We start from the raw sequence: 13278 nt of genomic DNA on the forward strand, positions 1-13278 counted from the left end.
AGGGCATAGGGTGCGCGTGGGCGTGGGCTTCGACTTCGCTCAGCCCGAACGGGTGTGAAGTTCAATAGGCCTGACGCCATCACGCCGTAGCGGGAAGAGGGAGCACCCGGCGCTAGAAAAAGCTCGCGCGCAGCCCGTCAATCACGAATTGCGCGGCGAGGGCAGCCAGCAGCACGCCGAGCAGCCGGGTGATCACCGCTTCGATCTTGTCGCCCAGCACGCGCATGATCGGTCCGGCCGCGACCAGTGCTAACAGCGTCAGCGCCAGGATCACGCCCAGCGCGGCCAGGATCACCAGGGTGCGCTCAACCCCGTGCCCCTTTGACATCAGCAACATGATCGACGCGATCGATCCCGGCCCGGCGATCATCGGCATCGCCATCGGGAACACCGAAACATCCTCAATCTCGGGCGTGCCCTTGATCTTCTCGGCCCGGTCCTCGCGGCGCTGGGTGCGCTTTTCGAGCACCATTTCGGTGGCGATCACGAACAGCAGGATGCCGCCCGCCACGCGGAAACTATCCAGGCTTGCCCCAATCGCCGACAGGATCGTCTGGCCGAACAGCGCAAACACCACCAGGATTGCCCCGGCAATCAGCACCGCGCGCAGCGCCATTGCGCGGGCATGCACCGCCGGCACGCCCGCTGTCAGCCCGGCATAGATTGGTGCGCAGCCGGGCGGATCGATCACCACAAAAAAGGTGATCAGCGAGGAGATGAACAGCTCGGTCACAGCGAGGCCATGTCTAGTGTCAGACCCGCCCGACGATAGGCAGAGACCAACGTGTTGCGCAGCAGGCAAGCGATCGTCATTGGCCCAACCCCGCCGGGCACTGGCGTGATCGCGGCGGCAACGCTGGCCGCGCCATTGAAATCGACATCGCCGACAAGGCCATCCTCGGTCCGGTTGATGCCGACATCGATCACCGTCGCGCCAGGTTTTATCCATTCGCCCTTGATCATCGCCGGCTGCCCGACGGCGGCCACGACGATATCGGCGCGCTTGACGACGCTCGACAGATCGCGCGTCTTTGAATGCGCCACCGTCACCGTGCAGCTCTCCGCGATCAGCAATTGCGCCAATGGCTTGCCGACAATGTTGGAGCGGCCGACGATTACTGCCTCCAGTCCCGCCAGATCGCCCAATTGGTCCTTCAACAGCATCACGCAGCCCAGCGGCGTACACGGCACGAAACCGTCAATCCCGGTTGCCAGTCGCCCGGCGTTGACCGGGTGGAAGCCATCGACATCCTTGTCGGGGTCGATCGCCAGCAGCACGGCCCCCGCTTCCATCTGCGGCGGCAAGGGCAGCTGGACCAGGATCCCGTCAACCGCCGGATCGGCATTCAGCGTATCGACCAGCGCCAGCACATCGCCCTGCTCGACATCGGCGGGCAACCGATATTCAAAGCTCGCCATCCCGGCTGCCAGCGTCGCCTTGCGCTTGTTGCGCACATACACGGCCGATGCCGGGTCTTCACCGACCAGCACCACGGCGAGCCCAGGCGCACGCCCGGCCGCATCGCGAAATCCCGCTACTTGAAGCGCGATCCGATCCCGCAGGGCGGCCGCGATGGCTTTGCCGTCGATAAGTTGTGCGCTCATGCCGCCGGGGCATAGAGGCCAGCGGCGATTTCCGCCAGCCTTTGCGGATCGCCGCTAAGCTTGAGGCGCTTGATCCGCGCAGTCTGGCCGGCAATCAGCGAAACGTCGCGCTTGGGCAGGGCAAAGGCCTTGGCGATCAGCGCGATCAGCGCGGCATTTGCTGCACCCTCAACCGGGGCCGCCGCCAGCCGGGCTGCGAAATGCGCCGTCGTTCCCGCGATCAACGCATCGCGCCCGCCGCGTGGGGTGACGCGCACGGCGATGATGATGCCGTCAGCCGTGGCGGTCCACGGCCTGTCCGTCAGAGTGGCGCGCCGGTCGCGATCGAGGCAGCGACATTGCCCAGCACCAGCTGCCCGATCTGCAGGCCGATCAGGATGACGGCGGGCGAAAAGTCGATCTGGCCGAAATCGGGCAGGACCTTGCGGATCGGCCGGTACATCGGTTCTGTCAGCTTATCGAGGCCCTGATAGAGCGAGCGGACAAAGTCATTATAGGTGTTGATCACGTTGAACGAGATCAGCAGCGACAGCACGATCTGGACGACGACAACCCACCAGACCAGATTGAGCAGCACCATCGCAATCTGAATAAGCGTAATCAAAACCGGCTCTCCATTGGCATATCAGGCGTTATACTAAACTATGACACTTCGGCAAGCGCCCAGCGATCAGCGGTGGACGAGCGTCCCTGCGCCCTGACGGGTGAAGATTTCAAGCAGCATCGCATGCGGCACGCGCCCGTCAAGGATGACGGCGGCGTCCACCCCGCCATCGACGGCGGTCACACAGGTTTCCAGCTTGGGGATCATCCCGCCGGTGATCGTGCCGTCCGCCCGCAACGCGGCGATTTTTGCAGGGTCGAGATCGGTCATCAACTGCCCGCTTTTGTCGAGCACCCCGGCAACATCGGTCAACAGGAACAGCCGCGATGCACCCAATGCCGCCGCAATCGCGCCCGCCATCGTATCGGCGTTGATGTTATAGGTCTGCCCATCCGCGCCGATGCCGATCGGGGCGATCACCGGGATCATCCCCGCGCCTGAAATCGTGTCGATCACCGTCCGGTCGATCGATTCGGGTTCGCCGACAAAGCCCAGATCAACGACGCGCTCGATATTGCTGTCGGGGTCGCGCGTCGTGCGTTCGACCTTCGACGCGCGCACGAACCCGCCATCCTTGCCCGAAATGCCGATCGCGCGACCCCCCGCCTGGCCGATCCAGGCGACGATTTCCTTGTTGATCGCGCCCGACAGCACCATTTCGGCGACCTGCGCGGTCTGTGCATCGGTGACGCGAAGCCCATCGATAAAGCTCGATTCGACGCCAAGTTTCTTCAGCATCGCGCCAATTTGCGGCCCGCCACCGTGCACAACGACAGGGTTGATGCCCACCGCCTTCAGCAACACGACATCCTCGGCAAAATCGCGCTGAAGCTCGGGGTCGCCCATCGCGTGCCCGCCATATTTCACGACAAAGATATTGCCGGCATAGCGCTGAAGATAGGGCAAAGCCTCGGTCAGCGTTTCCGCTTTGGCGAGCATCGCGGGGTCGGGCGCGTGATTGGGGGTGGAAGCGGGGGTGGTCATGGCACGTCCTCTAGCCAAAACGTCACCCCAGCGAAAGCTCGGCGCGAGCGGTCGGCATGCGATGTGGCTCGCACCAGAAGGCGCCGACCTTCGACCGCGGTAAAGGGTAGGGCAAGCGGCAGGAATCCCTCTCCCGTCGGGAGAGGGTTGCGCAGACTTGGGTCGCGCTTCTTTGGCGCGGCCCTAGTCGAAGCTGGGTGAGGGGATCACCCCCTCGATAGCGCGGAACCCCTCATCCAACCTTCGCTAGACAGCAAGCTGTCAAGCTGCGGTATCCTTCTCCCGATGGGAGAAGGGAAGATTGGCAGCTATCGGCCAGAAGACCGGCTAGTCTGCAATCCCCTCAAACTCAGCCGATACGACCCATGGTTACGTCACCTGTTACCGGACATTCGCGGGATCATCTGGCCATGCGCCGACGCGGATCACATCGGCCAGCCCTTCGATGGTGACGGGCCGTTTCGGCTTTCCGGGGAGCAGCCGTCCAAGCACGATCCACGATGCGAAAAACACCACCACGCCAAGCAAACCACCCACATTCGTGGAGAGATCAAGCCCGACTGCGATCCACACCGTCAAGGCCGTGGACGGGATCATAAGCGCCAAGGCGATCAGGATTGATCGAGGAGACGCACCCTCGTGGTTGAAGAACTGGGTCCATCGCTCGTTCAGCGCCGAAAAGTCGGTGCCAAACCGCTCGTGAAGGCGCTGGAAAAGATCGGACGCGTCATCCCCATCGACTCCAAGATCATGCGCTAGCCGCGCCGATGGATGGAGCTTGGCAAGAGATATGCCGTGTTCCTCGCGCAGTAGCTCGGTGATTGCACCTATCGGGTCGCTCATGACGCCAGAATATCCGTTTCGGGACCGTCAGCTATACGCTCATCCGATCCAAAAGCCGACCGTCGCTTTCCACCCAATCTCAGCCCTCACCCCTCCCCCCGGTCCAGCCACCGCCCAATCCCCACCACTGCATAAATCAGCGGCGGTACCAGCAGGGCGGAGAGGCCCACCTTCACCACCATCTGCCCGATCAGCAGCTCGCGGATCGGGAAGACGCCCAGAAAGGCGATGCTGACGAATAGCAGCGTGTCGACGATCTGGCTCAAAATGCTGGCGATCCCGGCGCGCAGCCAGAGCAGCCCGCCGCCCTCACGCCCTTTCAGCGCGGAAAACACATAGACGTTCAGCGTCTGCGAAATGCCGTAGGAAATGATGCCGCCCACCCAGATGCGCGGGGTGGCGCCCATCATTAGTTCAAACGCCTGCGCGCGGGCCGGGTCCATGTCGGGCGCGGCGGGAATGATGAGGACGATCAGCGACAACAGGATCGACGCAATCAGCGGCACAAAGCCGAAGCGGACCAGCCGGTTGGCGATGACCGCGCCGTGCAGCTCGGCAATCGCGCTCGACACCACCACCAGCATCAAAAAGGCGAAGATCCCCGCCTCAATCGCCAGCGGCCCCAGCCCCAGCATCGGGCCAATCGCGGAAAGCGGCCCGAGCGTGACCTGCTTGTTGCCGAGCACGCCGGCAATGCAGACCATGCCACCATAGAAAATCGACAGCGCGAAGAGCGAGCGCGGGATGCGGAGATCATTTTGGTTCATACGCCGATTGCTAGCGAGATTTCCGCGCCCGTCAAACGGGGCGGGCAGTGCTTTATAGCTCGTTTACCAAAAACCTCCGCTCGCCCTGAGCGAAGTCGAAGGGCATGCGCAGCGCTTGGGCTTCGACTTCGCTCAGCCCGAACGGGCGGCGTTTCGAGCCGTATTTGCTTTGCTCTAGCCCAAAGCCGTCAGCGCTGTATGGTGCGCGGCTGGCGCAGCCGGGGGGGCGCGTGAGTTTTGTGCGCAAAGGGTATCAATGAACCAGACGCTTATCGGCCTTTCCGGGATTGCCGTCATCCTGCTGGCCGCGTTTCTGCTGTCGAACAATAAACGGCTGATCCGCCCGCGCGTCGTGATTGCTGCTTTTGGCCTACAGGTGGCGATGGCGGTGCTGGTGCTGTACGTGCCCGCTGGCAAACGCGTGATCGAAACGATGGCGCTCGGCGTCTCCGCGCTGCTCGGCTATGCAGCGGCGGGCACTCAGTTGATTTTCGGCAAGCTGGCGACTGATCCCACTTTTGGGTCGGCCTTTGCGTTTTCCGCGCTGCCGGTGATCATCTTTTTCGCGGCGCTGGTGGCGGTGCTCTATCACCTCGGCATCATGCAGCTGGTGATCAAATATGTCGGCGGCGGCATCGAGCTGATCGTTGGCGTGTCGAAGGTTGAGGCGTTGTGCGCTGCCGCCAATATCTTTGTCGGGCAAAGCGAAGCGCCTTTGGTGATTGCGCCCTATCTGCCCGCGCTGAAGCCGCCACAGCTATTTGCGGTGATGTCGGTCGGCATGGCGGGCGTCGCGGGCACCATTCTGGCGGCTTATGCCGCGCTGCTCGGTCCGACGGCGCTGCCCTATCTGCTCGCTGCATCGTTCATGTCGGCGCCCGGCGGGCTGTTGATGGCCAAGATCATCATGCCTGACGTGCCGCCAGTGCCGCCTGCCGACACCGTGGACGGTCAGCCGGTCGAGATCGCCGATCCGGTCGATCCCGTGCTTGAGGTCGAGCGTGCCGAGAACGTCATCATGGCCGCCGCCAATGGCGCGCAGACGGGGGTGCGGATTGCGGTCGCCGTCGCGGCGATGGTGCTCGCCTTTGTGTCGCTGGTTGCGCTCGCCAACGGGTTGCTAGGCGCAGCGGGCGGGCTGTTCGGCCATCCCGAACTGACCTTCCAATGGATCCTTGGCTATATCCTTGCGCCGTTCATGCTGCTGCTCAACATCCCGGCGAATGAAGCGGCGGCGGCGGGGAGTTTGGTCGGCACCAAGGTGGTGCTCAATGAATTCGTCGCGTTTATCGATCTGGGGCAGATGAAAGAGCTGTCGGCGCGCACCACCGCTGTCGTCACCTTTGCGCTGTGCGGCTTTGCCAATTTCCTGTCGATCGCGATCCAGATTGCAGCGACTGGCAGCCTTGCGCCCAACCAGCGCCCGATGATCGCCAAACTCGGCATCCGCGCGCTGGCGGCGGGGACGCTGGCCAATCTGATGAGCGCGGCGCTGGCGGGGATGCTGATCAGCTAAGGCCAGAAAAACCGCTTGAAGTTGACGCTGCGTCAACCGCTACAAGCAGGGCATGACGCAGATTATCGACATTGCCGAGGTTGCCCGCACCACTGGCCTATCCGCGCGCGCACTCCGTTTCTATGAGGCGCGGGGGCTGGTGAAGCCGCTGCGCACCGGCTCGGGCAGGCGCTGTTATGGCGCGGGCGAGCTGGAACGGCTGCATCAGCTCGTCGCGCTCAAACGGGTGGGCTTGAGCCTGCAGCAAATCAAGGCGCTGTTTGACAAAAAGCCCATCGACTTGCGCCAGCTGGTCGCGCTGCAACTCGACACGCTGGATGATCAGGCGCGCGCGCTCACCGAAGCGCGCACTATCCTGCGCACGACCTTGTCCCGAATCGATCGCGGCGAGCCGATCGATGCCGCGACCTTCTGCTCGCTGATCAGGACAGGAGACGTGATGATGACCGACGAAACCGAAAAATGGCAGGCGGTGACCGACCGCTATCTGAACGACGAGGCCAAGGCCGATTTCGCCCGGACATTGCCGCAAATGGGCGATTCCTTCGATGCCGCGGCGGCGGGTGCCAAGTGGAAGGATCTGGGCAGCCGGATCAAGGCGGCGCTGCCGATGGACCCGGCGAGTGACGCCGCCCAGGCCTTTGCCGCTGAGTGGAAGGCGCTGCTCGAACCCTTTGCCCGTATCGCCACGCCAGCGATGATGGCACAGACGCGCGAGATGTACGCGAACATGGACAAGTGGGAAGGCCAGGCCGATCCCGGCTTTGACCACGAAGTGTTCCAGTTCATCCAGGCAGCGAACGCGGCGGCCCAATGACGACCGGACCGGTGTCGGCGCTTTACCGCGTCGGCACCGGCTCGGCCCCCGAATAATCATAAAAGCCGCGCTTGACCTTGCGGCCATACCAGCCGGCTTCGACATATTTGACGAGCAATGGCGCGGGGCGGAATTTGGGGTCGCCGGTGCCGTCATGCAGCACCCGGATAATCTCCAGACAGGTATCGAGCCCGATGAAGTCGGCGAGCGTCAGCGGCCCCATCGGGTGGTTGAGGCCAAGCATGCAGGCGGTGTCGATATCGCGCATCGTTGCCACGCCTTCGCCAAGCGCGAAGATCGCCTCGTTGATCATCGGCATGAGCACACGGTTGACGATGAAGCCCGGCGCGTCATTGGCATGGACGATCTGCTTGCCGAGCGATTGGCCGAATGCCTCGACACTGGCGACTGTGGCATCGCTGGTGGCGAGCCCGCGGATCAGTTCGATCAATCCCATCACTGGCACAGGATTGAAGAAGTGGACGCCCATGAAGCGGGCCGGATCAGGCGATGCCTGGGCGAGGCGGGTGATTGGGATCGACGAGGTGTTGGAGGCAAGGATTGCCTCGGCGCCCAGCACCTTGCCGACGGTGGCGAAGATGGCGCGCTTGATTTCCTCGCGCTCGGTCGCAGCTTCAATGACGAGGCCGCAACCGCCCATCGCCTCGACGCTGGCGACGGGTTCGATCAGTGCGAGCGCGGCATCGCGCGCGTCACTCCCGATTTTTTCCTTGGTGACCAGTCGATCGAGCGCCTTGGTGATCCCCGTCTTGCCCGCCTGGGCGCGCGCCAGATCGACGTCGGACAGCAGCACATGATAGCCCGCCTGTGCCGACACCTGCGCGATCCCCGCGCCCATCTGCCCCGCTCCGATAACGCCGATCGTTTTCATGGTCGCTCCTTTTTGATGTGGCGCGGTTTATCGCTGAGCGCGTCAAATGCGAAGTAAAAGAAGGTTGGTTCGCGCGGAGGCGCAGAGACGCGGAGGTGTTTCGCGAGGGGGAAGGTCGGGGGTTATAACCAGCCGAAGGCTCTTTTCTGGCTTCGCCGGAGATGGACGCGAGGCTGCCTCAAACGCCACATCTCCGCGTCTCCGCGCCTCCGCGCGAACAAAAACTCTAAGGCGCCGTCCGTGGCGCCTGAGCCTCCGCCAAAATCAGCGCAAAGCGATCATCGGCATCGGTCCACTCCCCGATCGGCGTCCAGCCGCCTGCACGCAGTAAGATTCGCGCATCACGGTCGCCATATTTGTGGCTGTTCTCGGTGTGGATCGTCTCGCCCGCCGCGATCGAGAAAGGACGCCCTTCAATGGTGAACGACACATCCTCGGTCGCCTCCAGATGCATTTCGATCCGCGCGCGCATGTCGTTCCAGATCGCCCGGTGGCGGAACGCCGACACCGGAATCGTCCCGTCGAGCTCGCGATTGATCCGCTCGAGCAGGTTGAGGTTGAATGCCGCCGTGACCCCTTGCGCATCATCATAAGCGGGAACGAGGACGTCTTCGCCCTTCAGCCGATCCATCCCAATCAGCAGCAGCGATCCGGTGTCGAGCCACAGCCGCATCGCGCGCAGCAGATCGACCGCTGAAGACGGGATCATGTTGCCGATTGTCGAACCGGGGAAAAAGCCAAGCTTGGGCAGATCGGCCACTGCTGCCGGCAAGGCGATAGGTCGCATGAAATCGGCCTCGATCGGCAGCACCGGCAGCCCGGGAAAATCTGCCGACAGTGCGGCTGAGGATTCGCGCAGAAAATCCCCCGAAATGTCGATCGGCACATAGGCCGCAGGCGCGATTGCGCGGAGCAGCAAGGGCGTCTTCGCTGACGATCCGGAACCGAATTCGACAACGGCGTGGCCGGCGCCAATCCGCGCGGCAATTGCAGCGCCATTGTCGCGCAAGATGCTCGCTTCCACCCGCGTCGGATAATATTCCGGCAGGTCCGTAATTTTTTCGAAAAGCTCAGACCCGCGCCGATCGTAAAACCAGCGCGCTGGAATGGCGCGAGGGCGCGCCAGAAAGCCGTTCAGGACATCAGCGCGAAAAGCAGGGCTCGCCAGACTGGCTTCGCCGTATTCAATTTCAGGTTTCAGCACGCTCACACATCCTTTGCCAGGCGGACGCCGGTGAACTGCCAGCGCTGGTGCGGATAGAAGAAATTGCGATAGCTTGCCCGCAAATGGGCGCGCGGCGTGGCGCAGGAACCGCCCCGAAGCACGCACTGCCCGCTCATGAACTTGCCATTATATTCACCGACCGCACCCTCAACCGCGCGAAACCCCGGATAGGGCCGGAACGCGCTGCCGGTCCATTCCCAGACATCGCCATACCAAGCCGGGCCGGCGGTTGACGGCCTCGGCTCGACTGGTCCTGCCTGATCGAGTTGGTTGCCGCTTTCAGGATCTTGCGCTTGCGCGGCGGTCTCCCATTCTGCCTCAGTCGGCAGCCGCGCGCCTGCCCAGCTGGCATAGGCATCGGCTTCATAAAAGCTGACATGGGTAACAGGGGCGGCAGGGTCGATCGCACGCCTGCCGTCCAACCCGAAGCGGGTCCAACGGCCATCGCGCTCTTCCCAGTAAAGGGGCGCGGTGATGGCGTGCGCCTTCACCCAGCCCCAGCCATCCGACAGCCAGTGGCGCGGATCGCGATAGCCGCCATCGGCGATGAAGGCGGCCCATTCGCCGTTGGTCACCGTCCGGTCAGCAATGGCGTGGGGGCTGAGCAGCGCCTGGTGGCGCGGCCCTTCTGCATCAAAGGCAAAGCCATCGCCGACATGGCCGATGTCGACGATCCCGCCGGGATGCGCGATCCAGCCGATCGGCCCCGGCATCGCAACCGGCACTTTGCGCGACGCTGGCCAGATCGCGGGTTCGGTCGGGTTTTGCGCGAACAAATGCAGGATGTCGGTGATCAACAATTCCTGATGCTGTTGTTCATGATGGCAGCCAAGTTCCACCAGATCGAGCGCTGCGCCGGGGAGCGACGGCAGCGCGGCTAGCAGTGCTGCATCGACGGCGGCGCGATAGCCAAGCACCTCGGCCAAGGTCGGCCGGGTGATTATGCCGCGCCGGGCGCGGGCATGGCGTTCGCCCTCTGCCTCATAATAGCTGTTGAACAGGAACGGGAAGCGCGCGTCATGCAACTGATAGCCGGGAACGAGATCGCGCAGAATGAAGGTTTCGAAAAACCAGCTGGTATGCGCCAGATGCCATTTGGCAGGGGAGGCGTCGTCCATCGATTGCACGCTGGCATCGGCGTCGGAAAGCGGCGCGACCAGCGCCACGCTCAGCGCCCGTACCGCCTGATACTGTTCCGAAAGCTGAGCCGGATTTGCAACCAGACGGGGCTTGGTTTGCATTGTCGTTCCTCTGCTTAAGGCCGCTAGCGCGACGCGCCGGGAACCCATAATATGTCGCCGCCCGCCGGAATGTTCACAAAACGCGCGCAGACGAACAGAAAATCAGACAGGCGGTTGAGATATGAGACCGCTTGTGGATTGAGCGGCACGGTGCCGGATGCCGCCACCGCCGCCCGCTCAGCGCGGCGGACAATCGCCCGCGCAAGGTGGAGTGATGCTGCCCCCGCCGTACCGCCCGGCAGAATGAAGCTGGTCAGCGGCAACAGGTCGGCATTCATCGCATCAATCTCTGCCTCGAGCCGCGCGACCTGATGGGGAACGATCCGCAACACCATCTCCGACGGCGCGAAATCCTCCCCCGGCGTGGCGAGATCGGCGCCGAGATCGAACAGATCATTCTGGATGCGGGTCAGCGCGGTCGCGACCGGTCCCGGGCCGAGCGCTGCTATGGCGACCCCGATCGCGCTATTGGCTTCATCGACATCGCCAATCGCCGCCAGCCGCACATCGGTTTTGGCCACGCGCGACCCATCGACCAGGCCAGTCGTGCCATCATCGCCAGTACGGGTATAGATTTGGTTGAGCTTCACCACGGGCGCTGGCCCGACATGATCAGGTGCGGCCAGTGACGAACAAAATGGCGACGACGATCAAAATCGCCATTGCCTGAAAGAAAATGCGCTGCTGCATCATCTTGTTCGATTTGGTGCTCGCCACGCTGGGGCCGGTCCCTTTCAGGTCAGCCTCCGTCGCCTGCAAGAAGGCAACAATGCCGCGGATCAGCGCGACGAGGGTCGCGATCATCGCGGCCACGAGCAAAATGGCGAGGAAAACTGTCATGGGCGCTATTTAGGGCGTTATGGCCGCGATGCCAATGGGCAGTTGCCCGCGCCGCACCATTTGGGCCAATGCGGCGCCATCCTCACCGGCGGCCCGAAGCGCTGCCAATGTCGGTGCGCCGCTGCGCTTGGCGAGCCGGTTGCCCTGCTGATCATGCAGCAAGGCGTGGTGATGATAGGTTGGCGTCGGCAGGTCGAGCAGCGCCTGGAGCAGCCGGTGGACATGCGTCGCGGCAAACAGATCAACGCCGCGCACCACGTCTGTCACGCCTTGCGCCGCATCATCGACGGTAACGGCCAGGTGATAGCTGGCTGGTGCATCCTTGCGAGCGAGCACGACATCACCATGGGCCAGCGGATCGGCGGTCACGCGACTGGCCTGGGCGTCGACCCAGTCGAGCGGCCCGGCCAACGCCACCGCGCGGGCCATATCGATCCGCCAGGCATGCGGCTCCGCTGTGATGCGCGCCTGTCGCTCAGTCGGTGCCATTGCCCGGCAGCTGCCCGGATAGACTGCGCCGTCCGGTCCGGCATGCGGCGCGCTTAGCCGTGCCGTGATATCGGCGCGGGTGCAGAAACAGGGATAGAGCAGCCCCTGATCGTGCAGCCGATCAAGCGCCGCTTGATAGACCGACGCGCGTTCGGATTGGCGCAGAACCGGCCCGTCCCAGCTGAGCCCAAGCCAGGCAAGATCGGCAAGGATCCCGGCGATATGGTCGGCCCGGCTGCGCGTGCCATCGATATCCTCGATCCGCAGCAGGAAGCGGCCACCCTGATCGCGCGCGCGATCATGCGCCTGGACCGCGGACCAGGCATGGCCAAAATGGAGCGCGCCGGTGGGGCTTGGCGCGAACCGGGTGATGATCATGGGGTCGGGCATTTGGCCCGCCCTCCGATGCGGCTTCTTTCTGGCTCTTGACCGCGAGTCGCGCGTTCTGTCATCATGCCGTCATCCTAGTCGTCGAAAGGCGTCTGGGAAAAGTCTGGGAGGTGACATGTATCATCCCGATCTTATCCGGCACCCGGATATGGTCCGTCATCCGGACGGGTGCCCCGCGCTCGTTCTGAACGCTGATTATACGCCGCTGAGCTATTATCCCTTGAGCGTCTGGCCATGGCAGACGGCGGTGAAAGCGGTGTTTCTCGACCGGGTCGATATCGTCGCCAATTATGAGCGAGAGGTCCGAAGTCCAACCGCGAGGCTGAAGCTGCCTTCAGTCATCGCGCTCAAGCAATTCGTCAAACCTTCACAATTTCCCGCCTTCACCCGCTTCAACCTTTTCCTCCGCGATAAATTTACCTGCCAATATTGCGGTTCGGGTCGCGATCTCACCTTTGATCACGTCATCCCCCGCGCCCAAAAGGGCCGCACCACCTGGGAAAATGTCGTCACCGCCTGCGCGCCCTGCAACCTGAAAAAAGGCGGCCGCACCCCCAAACAAGCGCATATGCCGCTCCACGTCGCCCCGATCCGCCCGACCAGCTGGCATCTGCAGGAACATGGCCGCCGCTTCCCGCCCAATTATCTGCACGAAACCTGGCACGACTGGCTTTATTGGGATGTCGAGCTGGAGGCGTAGGGGCACTTCAGAATGGAATTTTGAGCGTCAACAGGATTTGCCCCTCGCCCAAACGGCCCTGTGCAATCTCCGGCCCGAACCAAGCATTGCCCGGCAAGGCGACGCCGACACGCTTGGGATCAGCATAACGTTCCGGCACCGACCGCAGCCGATGTTTCTCGTTCGGGTCGGATGCACCGCAGACGATGATATCGCCATTGGCATCGTGCGGACAAAACCTGGTTTGGAGCGGCTTGATCTGCTCGATCGTTGCAGGAATCGTGTCGATCGACGCCAAATCTAGCCGCACCGGTGGCCCCGCAACATTGACGGATTGGAACAGGATCAGGGTGACGAGCATCGCGCTAAGTCTTTCGAAAGACGAT

At 63.1% G+C, this 13278-nt stretch carries 17 protein-coding genes; 3 read left to right on the forward strand and 14 right to left on the reverse strand.

Features of this window, described 5'->3' with window-relative positions:
- Window positions 1–112 precede the first annotated feature (112 nt).
- From B7Y43_RS12530 to B7Y43_RS12560, 7 genes are all read right to left on the reverse strand, one after another.
- Window positions 113–733: a MarC family protein gene (locus tag B7Y43_RS12530; protein ID WP_374131996.1), complete on the reverse strand. Its 621-nt coding sequence runs from the start codon at window positions 731–733 to the stop codon at window positions 113–115.
- Window positions 730–1605 (reverse strand): bifunctional 5,10-methylenetetrahydrofolate dehydrogenase/5,10-methenyltetrahydrofolate cyclohydrolase, encoded by an 876-nt coding sequence (folD, locus tag B7Y43_RS12535; RefSeq protein WP_374131997.1) that lies wholly within the window; start codon window positions 1603–1605, stop codon window positions 730–732. Before folD ends, B7Y43_RS12530 begins: the two co-directional genes overlap by 4 nt.
- Window positions 1602–1910, reverse strand: coding sequence for a DUF167 family protein (locus B7Y43_RS12540; protein WP_374132044.1), 309 nt, complete (start codon window positions 1908–1910; stop codon window positions 1602–1604). Before B7Y43_RS12540 ends, folD begins: the two co-directional genes overlap by 4 nt.
- The gene (locus B7Y43_RS12545; protein WP_374131998.1) at window positions 1907–2209 is read right to left on the reverse strand and encodes a YggT family protein; all 303 of its coding nucleotides are present in this window, start codon (window positions 2207–2209) and stop codon (window positions 1907–1909) included. The genes B7Y43_RS12540 and B7Y43_RS12545 overlap by 4 nt, the downstream gene beginning before the upstream one ends.
- A 66-nt stretch (window positions 2210–2275) precedes the next feature.
- Window positions 2276–3193, reverse strand: coding sequence for an acetylglutamate kinase (gene argB, locus B7Y43_RS12550; RefSeq protein WP_374131999.1), 918 nt, complete (start codon window positions 3191–3193; stop codon window positions 2276–2278).
- Between the two features lie 381 nt (window positions 3194–3574).
- Window positions 3575–4036 (reverse strand): hypothetical protein, encoded by a 462-nt coding sequence (locus B7Y43_RS12555; RefSeq protein WP_374132000.1) that lies wholly within the window; start codon window positions 4034–4036, stop codon window positions 3575–3577.
- A gap of 86 nt (window positions 4037–4122) precedes the next feature.
- Window positions 4123–4803 carry a VUT family protein gene (locus B7Y43_RS12560; protein WP_374132001.1) on the reverse strand — a complete coding sequence of 227 codons (681 nt, stop codon included), beginning with the start codon at window positions 4801–4803 and terminating at the stop codon, window positions 4123–4125.
- Between the two features lie 256 nt (window positions 4804–5059).
- Here B7Y43_RS12560 and B7Y43_RS12565 point away from each other — a divergent pair, with 256 nt between their 5' ends.
- Complete coding sequence (locus B7Y43_RS12565; protein WP_374132002.1) at window positions 5060–6319, forward strand: NupC/NupG family nucleoside CNT transporter; 1260 nt, start codon at window positions 5060–5062, stop codon at window positions 6317–6319.
- Window positions 6320–6371: 52 nt separating this feature from the next.
- A complete protein-coding gene (locus B7Y43_RS12570) occupies window positions 6372–7136 on the forward strand; it encodes a MerR family transcriptional regulator (RefSeq protein ID WP_374132003.1) in 765 nt (254 codons plus the stop codon).
- A gap of 22 nt (window positions 7137–7158) precedes the next feature.
- Here B7Y43_RS12570 and B7Y43_RS12575 read toward each other — a convergent pair whose 3' ends face one another.
- The 6 genes from B7Y43_RS12575 to gluQRS all read right to left on the reverse strand — a co-directional run bounded on the left by B7Y43_RS12575 (window position 7159) and on the right by gluQRS (window position 12213).
- Complete coding sequence (locus B7Y43_RS12575) at window positions 7159–8028, reverse strand: 3-hydroxyacyl-CoA dehydrogenase NAD-binding domain-containing protein (protein WP_374132004.1); 870 nt, start codon at window positions 8026–8028, stop codon at window positions 7159–7161.
- A gap of 226 nt (window positions 8029–8254) precedes the next feature.
- Window positions 8255–9232, reverse strand: a complete 978-nt coding sequence (egtD, locus tag B7Y43_RS12580; RefSeq protein ID WP_374132005.1) for an L-histidine N(alpha)-methyltransferase — start codon at window positions 9230–9232, stop codon at window positions 8255–8257.
- Between the two features lie 2 nt (window positions 9233–9234).
- Window positions 9235–10494: an ergothioneine biosynthesis protein EgtB gene (gene egtB / locus B7Y43_RS12585; protein WP_374132006.1), complete on the reverse strand. Its 1260-nt coding sequence runs from the start codon at window positions 10492–10494 to the stop codon at window positions 9235–9237.
- 23 nt (window positions 10495–10517) lie between these two features.
- A complete protein-coding gene (locus tag B7Y43_RS12590) occupies window positions 10518–11087 on the reverse strand; it encodes an ATP:cob(I)alamin adenosyltransferase (protein WP_374132007.1) in 570 nt (189 codons plus the stop codon).
- A 19-nt stretch (window positions 11088–11106) separates the two neighbouring features.
- Window positions 11107–11334: a twin transmembrane helix small protein gene (locus B7Y43_RS12595; RefSeq protein ID WP_374132008.1), complete on the reverse strand. Its 228-nt coding sequence runs from the start codon at window positions 11332–11334 to the stop codon at window positions 11107–11109.
- 9 nt (window positions 11335–11343) lie between these two features.
- Window positions 11344–12213 (reverse strand): glutamyl-Q tRNA(Asp) synthetase, encoded by an 870-nt coding sequence (gluQRS, locus tag B7Y43_RS12600; protein ID WP_374132009.1) that lies wholly within the window; start codon window positions 12211–12213, stop codon window positions 11344–11346.
- A 133-nt stretch (window positions 12214–12346) separates the two neighbouring features.
- Here gluQRS and B7Y43_RS12605 point away from each other — a divergent pair, with 133 nt between their 5' ends.
- Window positions 12347–12913 (forward strand): HNH endonuclease, encoded by a 567-nt coding sequence (locus B7Y43_RS12605; protein ID WP_374132045.1) that lies wholly within the window; start codon window positions 12347–12349, stop codon window positions 12911–12913.
- Between the two features lie 7 nt (window positions 12914–12920).
- Here B7Y43_RS12605 and B7Y43_RS12610 read toward each other — a convergent pair whose 3' ends face one another.
- The gene (locus B7Y43_RS12610) at window positions 12921–13253 is read right to left on the reverse strand and encodes a hypothetical protein (protein WP_374132010.1); all 333 of its coding nucleotides are present in this window, start codon (window positions 13251–13253) and stop codon (window positions 12921–12923) included.
- Window positions 13254–13278: the final 25 nt, after the last annotated feature.

The organism is Sphingomonas sp. 28-62-20, from assembly GCF_002281505.1.

What these genes read in the sequence shown, in the direction of transcription:
- folD (WP_374131997.1), bottom strand. Translation starts at nt 1,605, where the DNA reads ATGAGCGCACAACTTATCGACGGCAAAGCCATCGCGGCCGCCCTGCGG.
- argB (WP_374131999.1), bottom strand. Translation starts at nt 3,193, where the DNA reads ATGACCACCCCCGCTTCCACCCCCAATCACGCGCCCGACCCCGCGATG.
- B7Y43_RS12555 (WP_374132000.1), bottom strand. Translation starts at nt 4,036, where the DNA reads ATGAGCGACCCGATAGGTGCAATCACCGAGCTACTGCGCGAGGAACAC.
- B7Y43_RS12560 (WP_374132001.1), bottom strand. Translation starts at nt 4,803, where the DNA reads ATGAACCAAAATGATCTCCGCATCCCGCGCTCGCTCTTCGCGCTGTCG.
- B7Y43_RS12565 (WP_374132002.1), top strand. Translation starts at nt 5,060, where the DNA reads ATGAACCAGACGCTTATCGGCCTTTCCGGGATTGCCGTCATCCTGCTG.
- B7Y43_RS12570 (WP_374132003.1), top strand. Translation starts at nt 6,372, where the DNA reads ATGACGCAGATTATCGACATTGCCGAGGTTGCCCGCACCACTGGCCTA.
- B7Y43_RS12575 (WP_374132004.1), bottom strand. Translation starts at nt 8,028, where the DNA reads ATGAAAACGATCGGCGTTATCGGAGCGGGGCAGATGGGCGCGGGGATC.
- egtB (WP_374132006.1), bottom strand. Translation starts at nt 10,494, where the DNA reads ATGCAAACCAAGCCCCGTCTGGTTGCAAATCCGGCTCAGCTTTCGGAA.
- B7Y43_RS12595 (WP_374132008.1), bottom strand. Translation starts at nt 11,334, where the DNA reads ATGACAGTTTTCCTCGCCATTTTGCTCGTGGCCGCGATGATCGCGACC.
- gluQRS (WP_374132009.1), bottom strand. Translation starts at nt 12,213, where the DNA reads ATGCCCGACCCCATGATCATCACCCGGTTCGCGCCAAGCCCCACCGGC.
- B7Y43_RS12610 (WP_374132010.1), bottom strand. Translation starts at nt 13,253, where the DNA reads ATGCTCGTCACCCTGATCCTGTTCCAATCCGTCAATGTTGCGGGGCCA.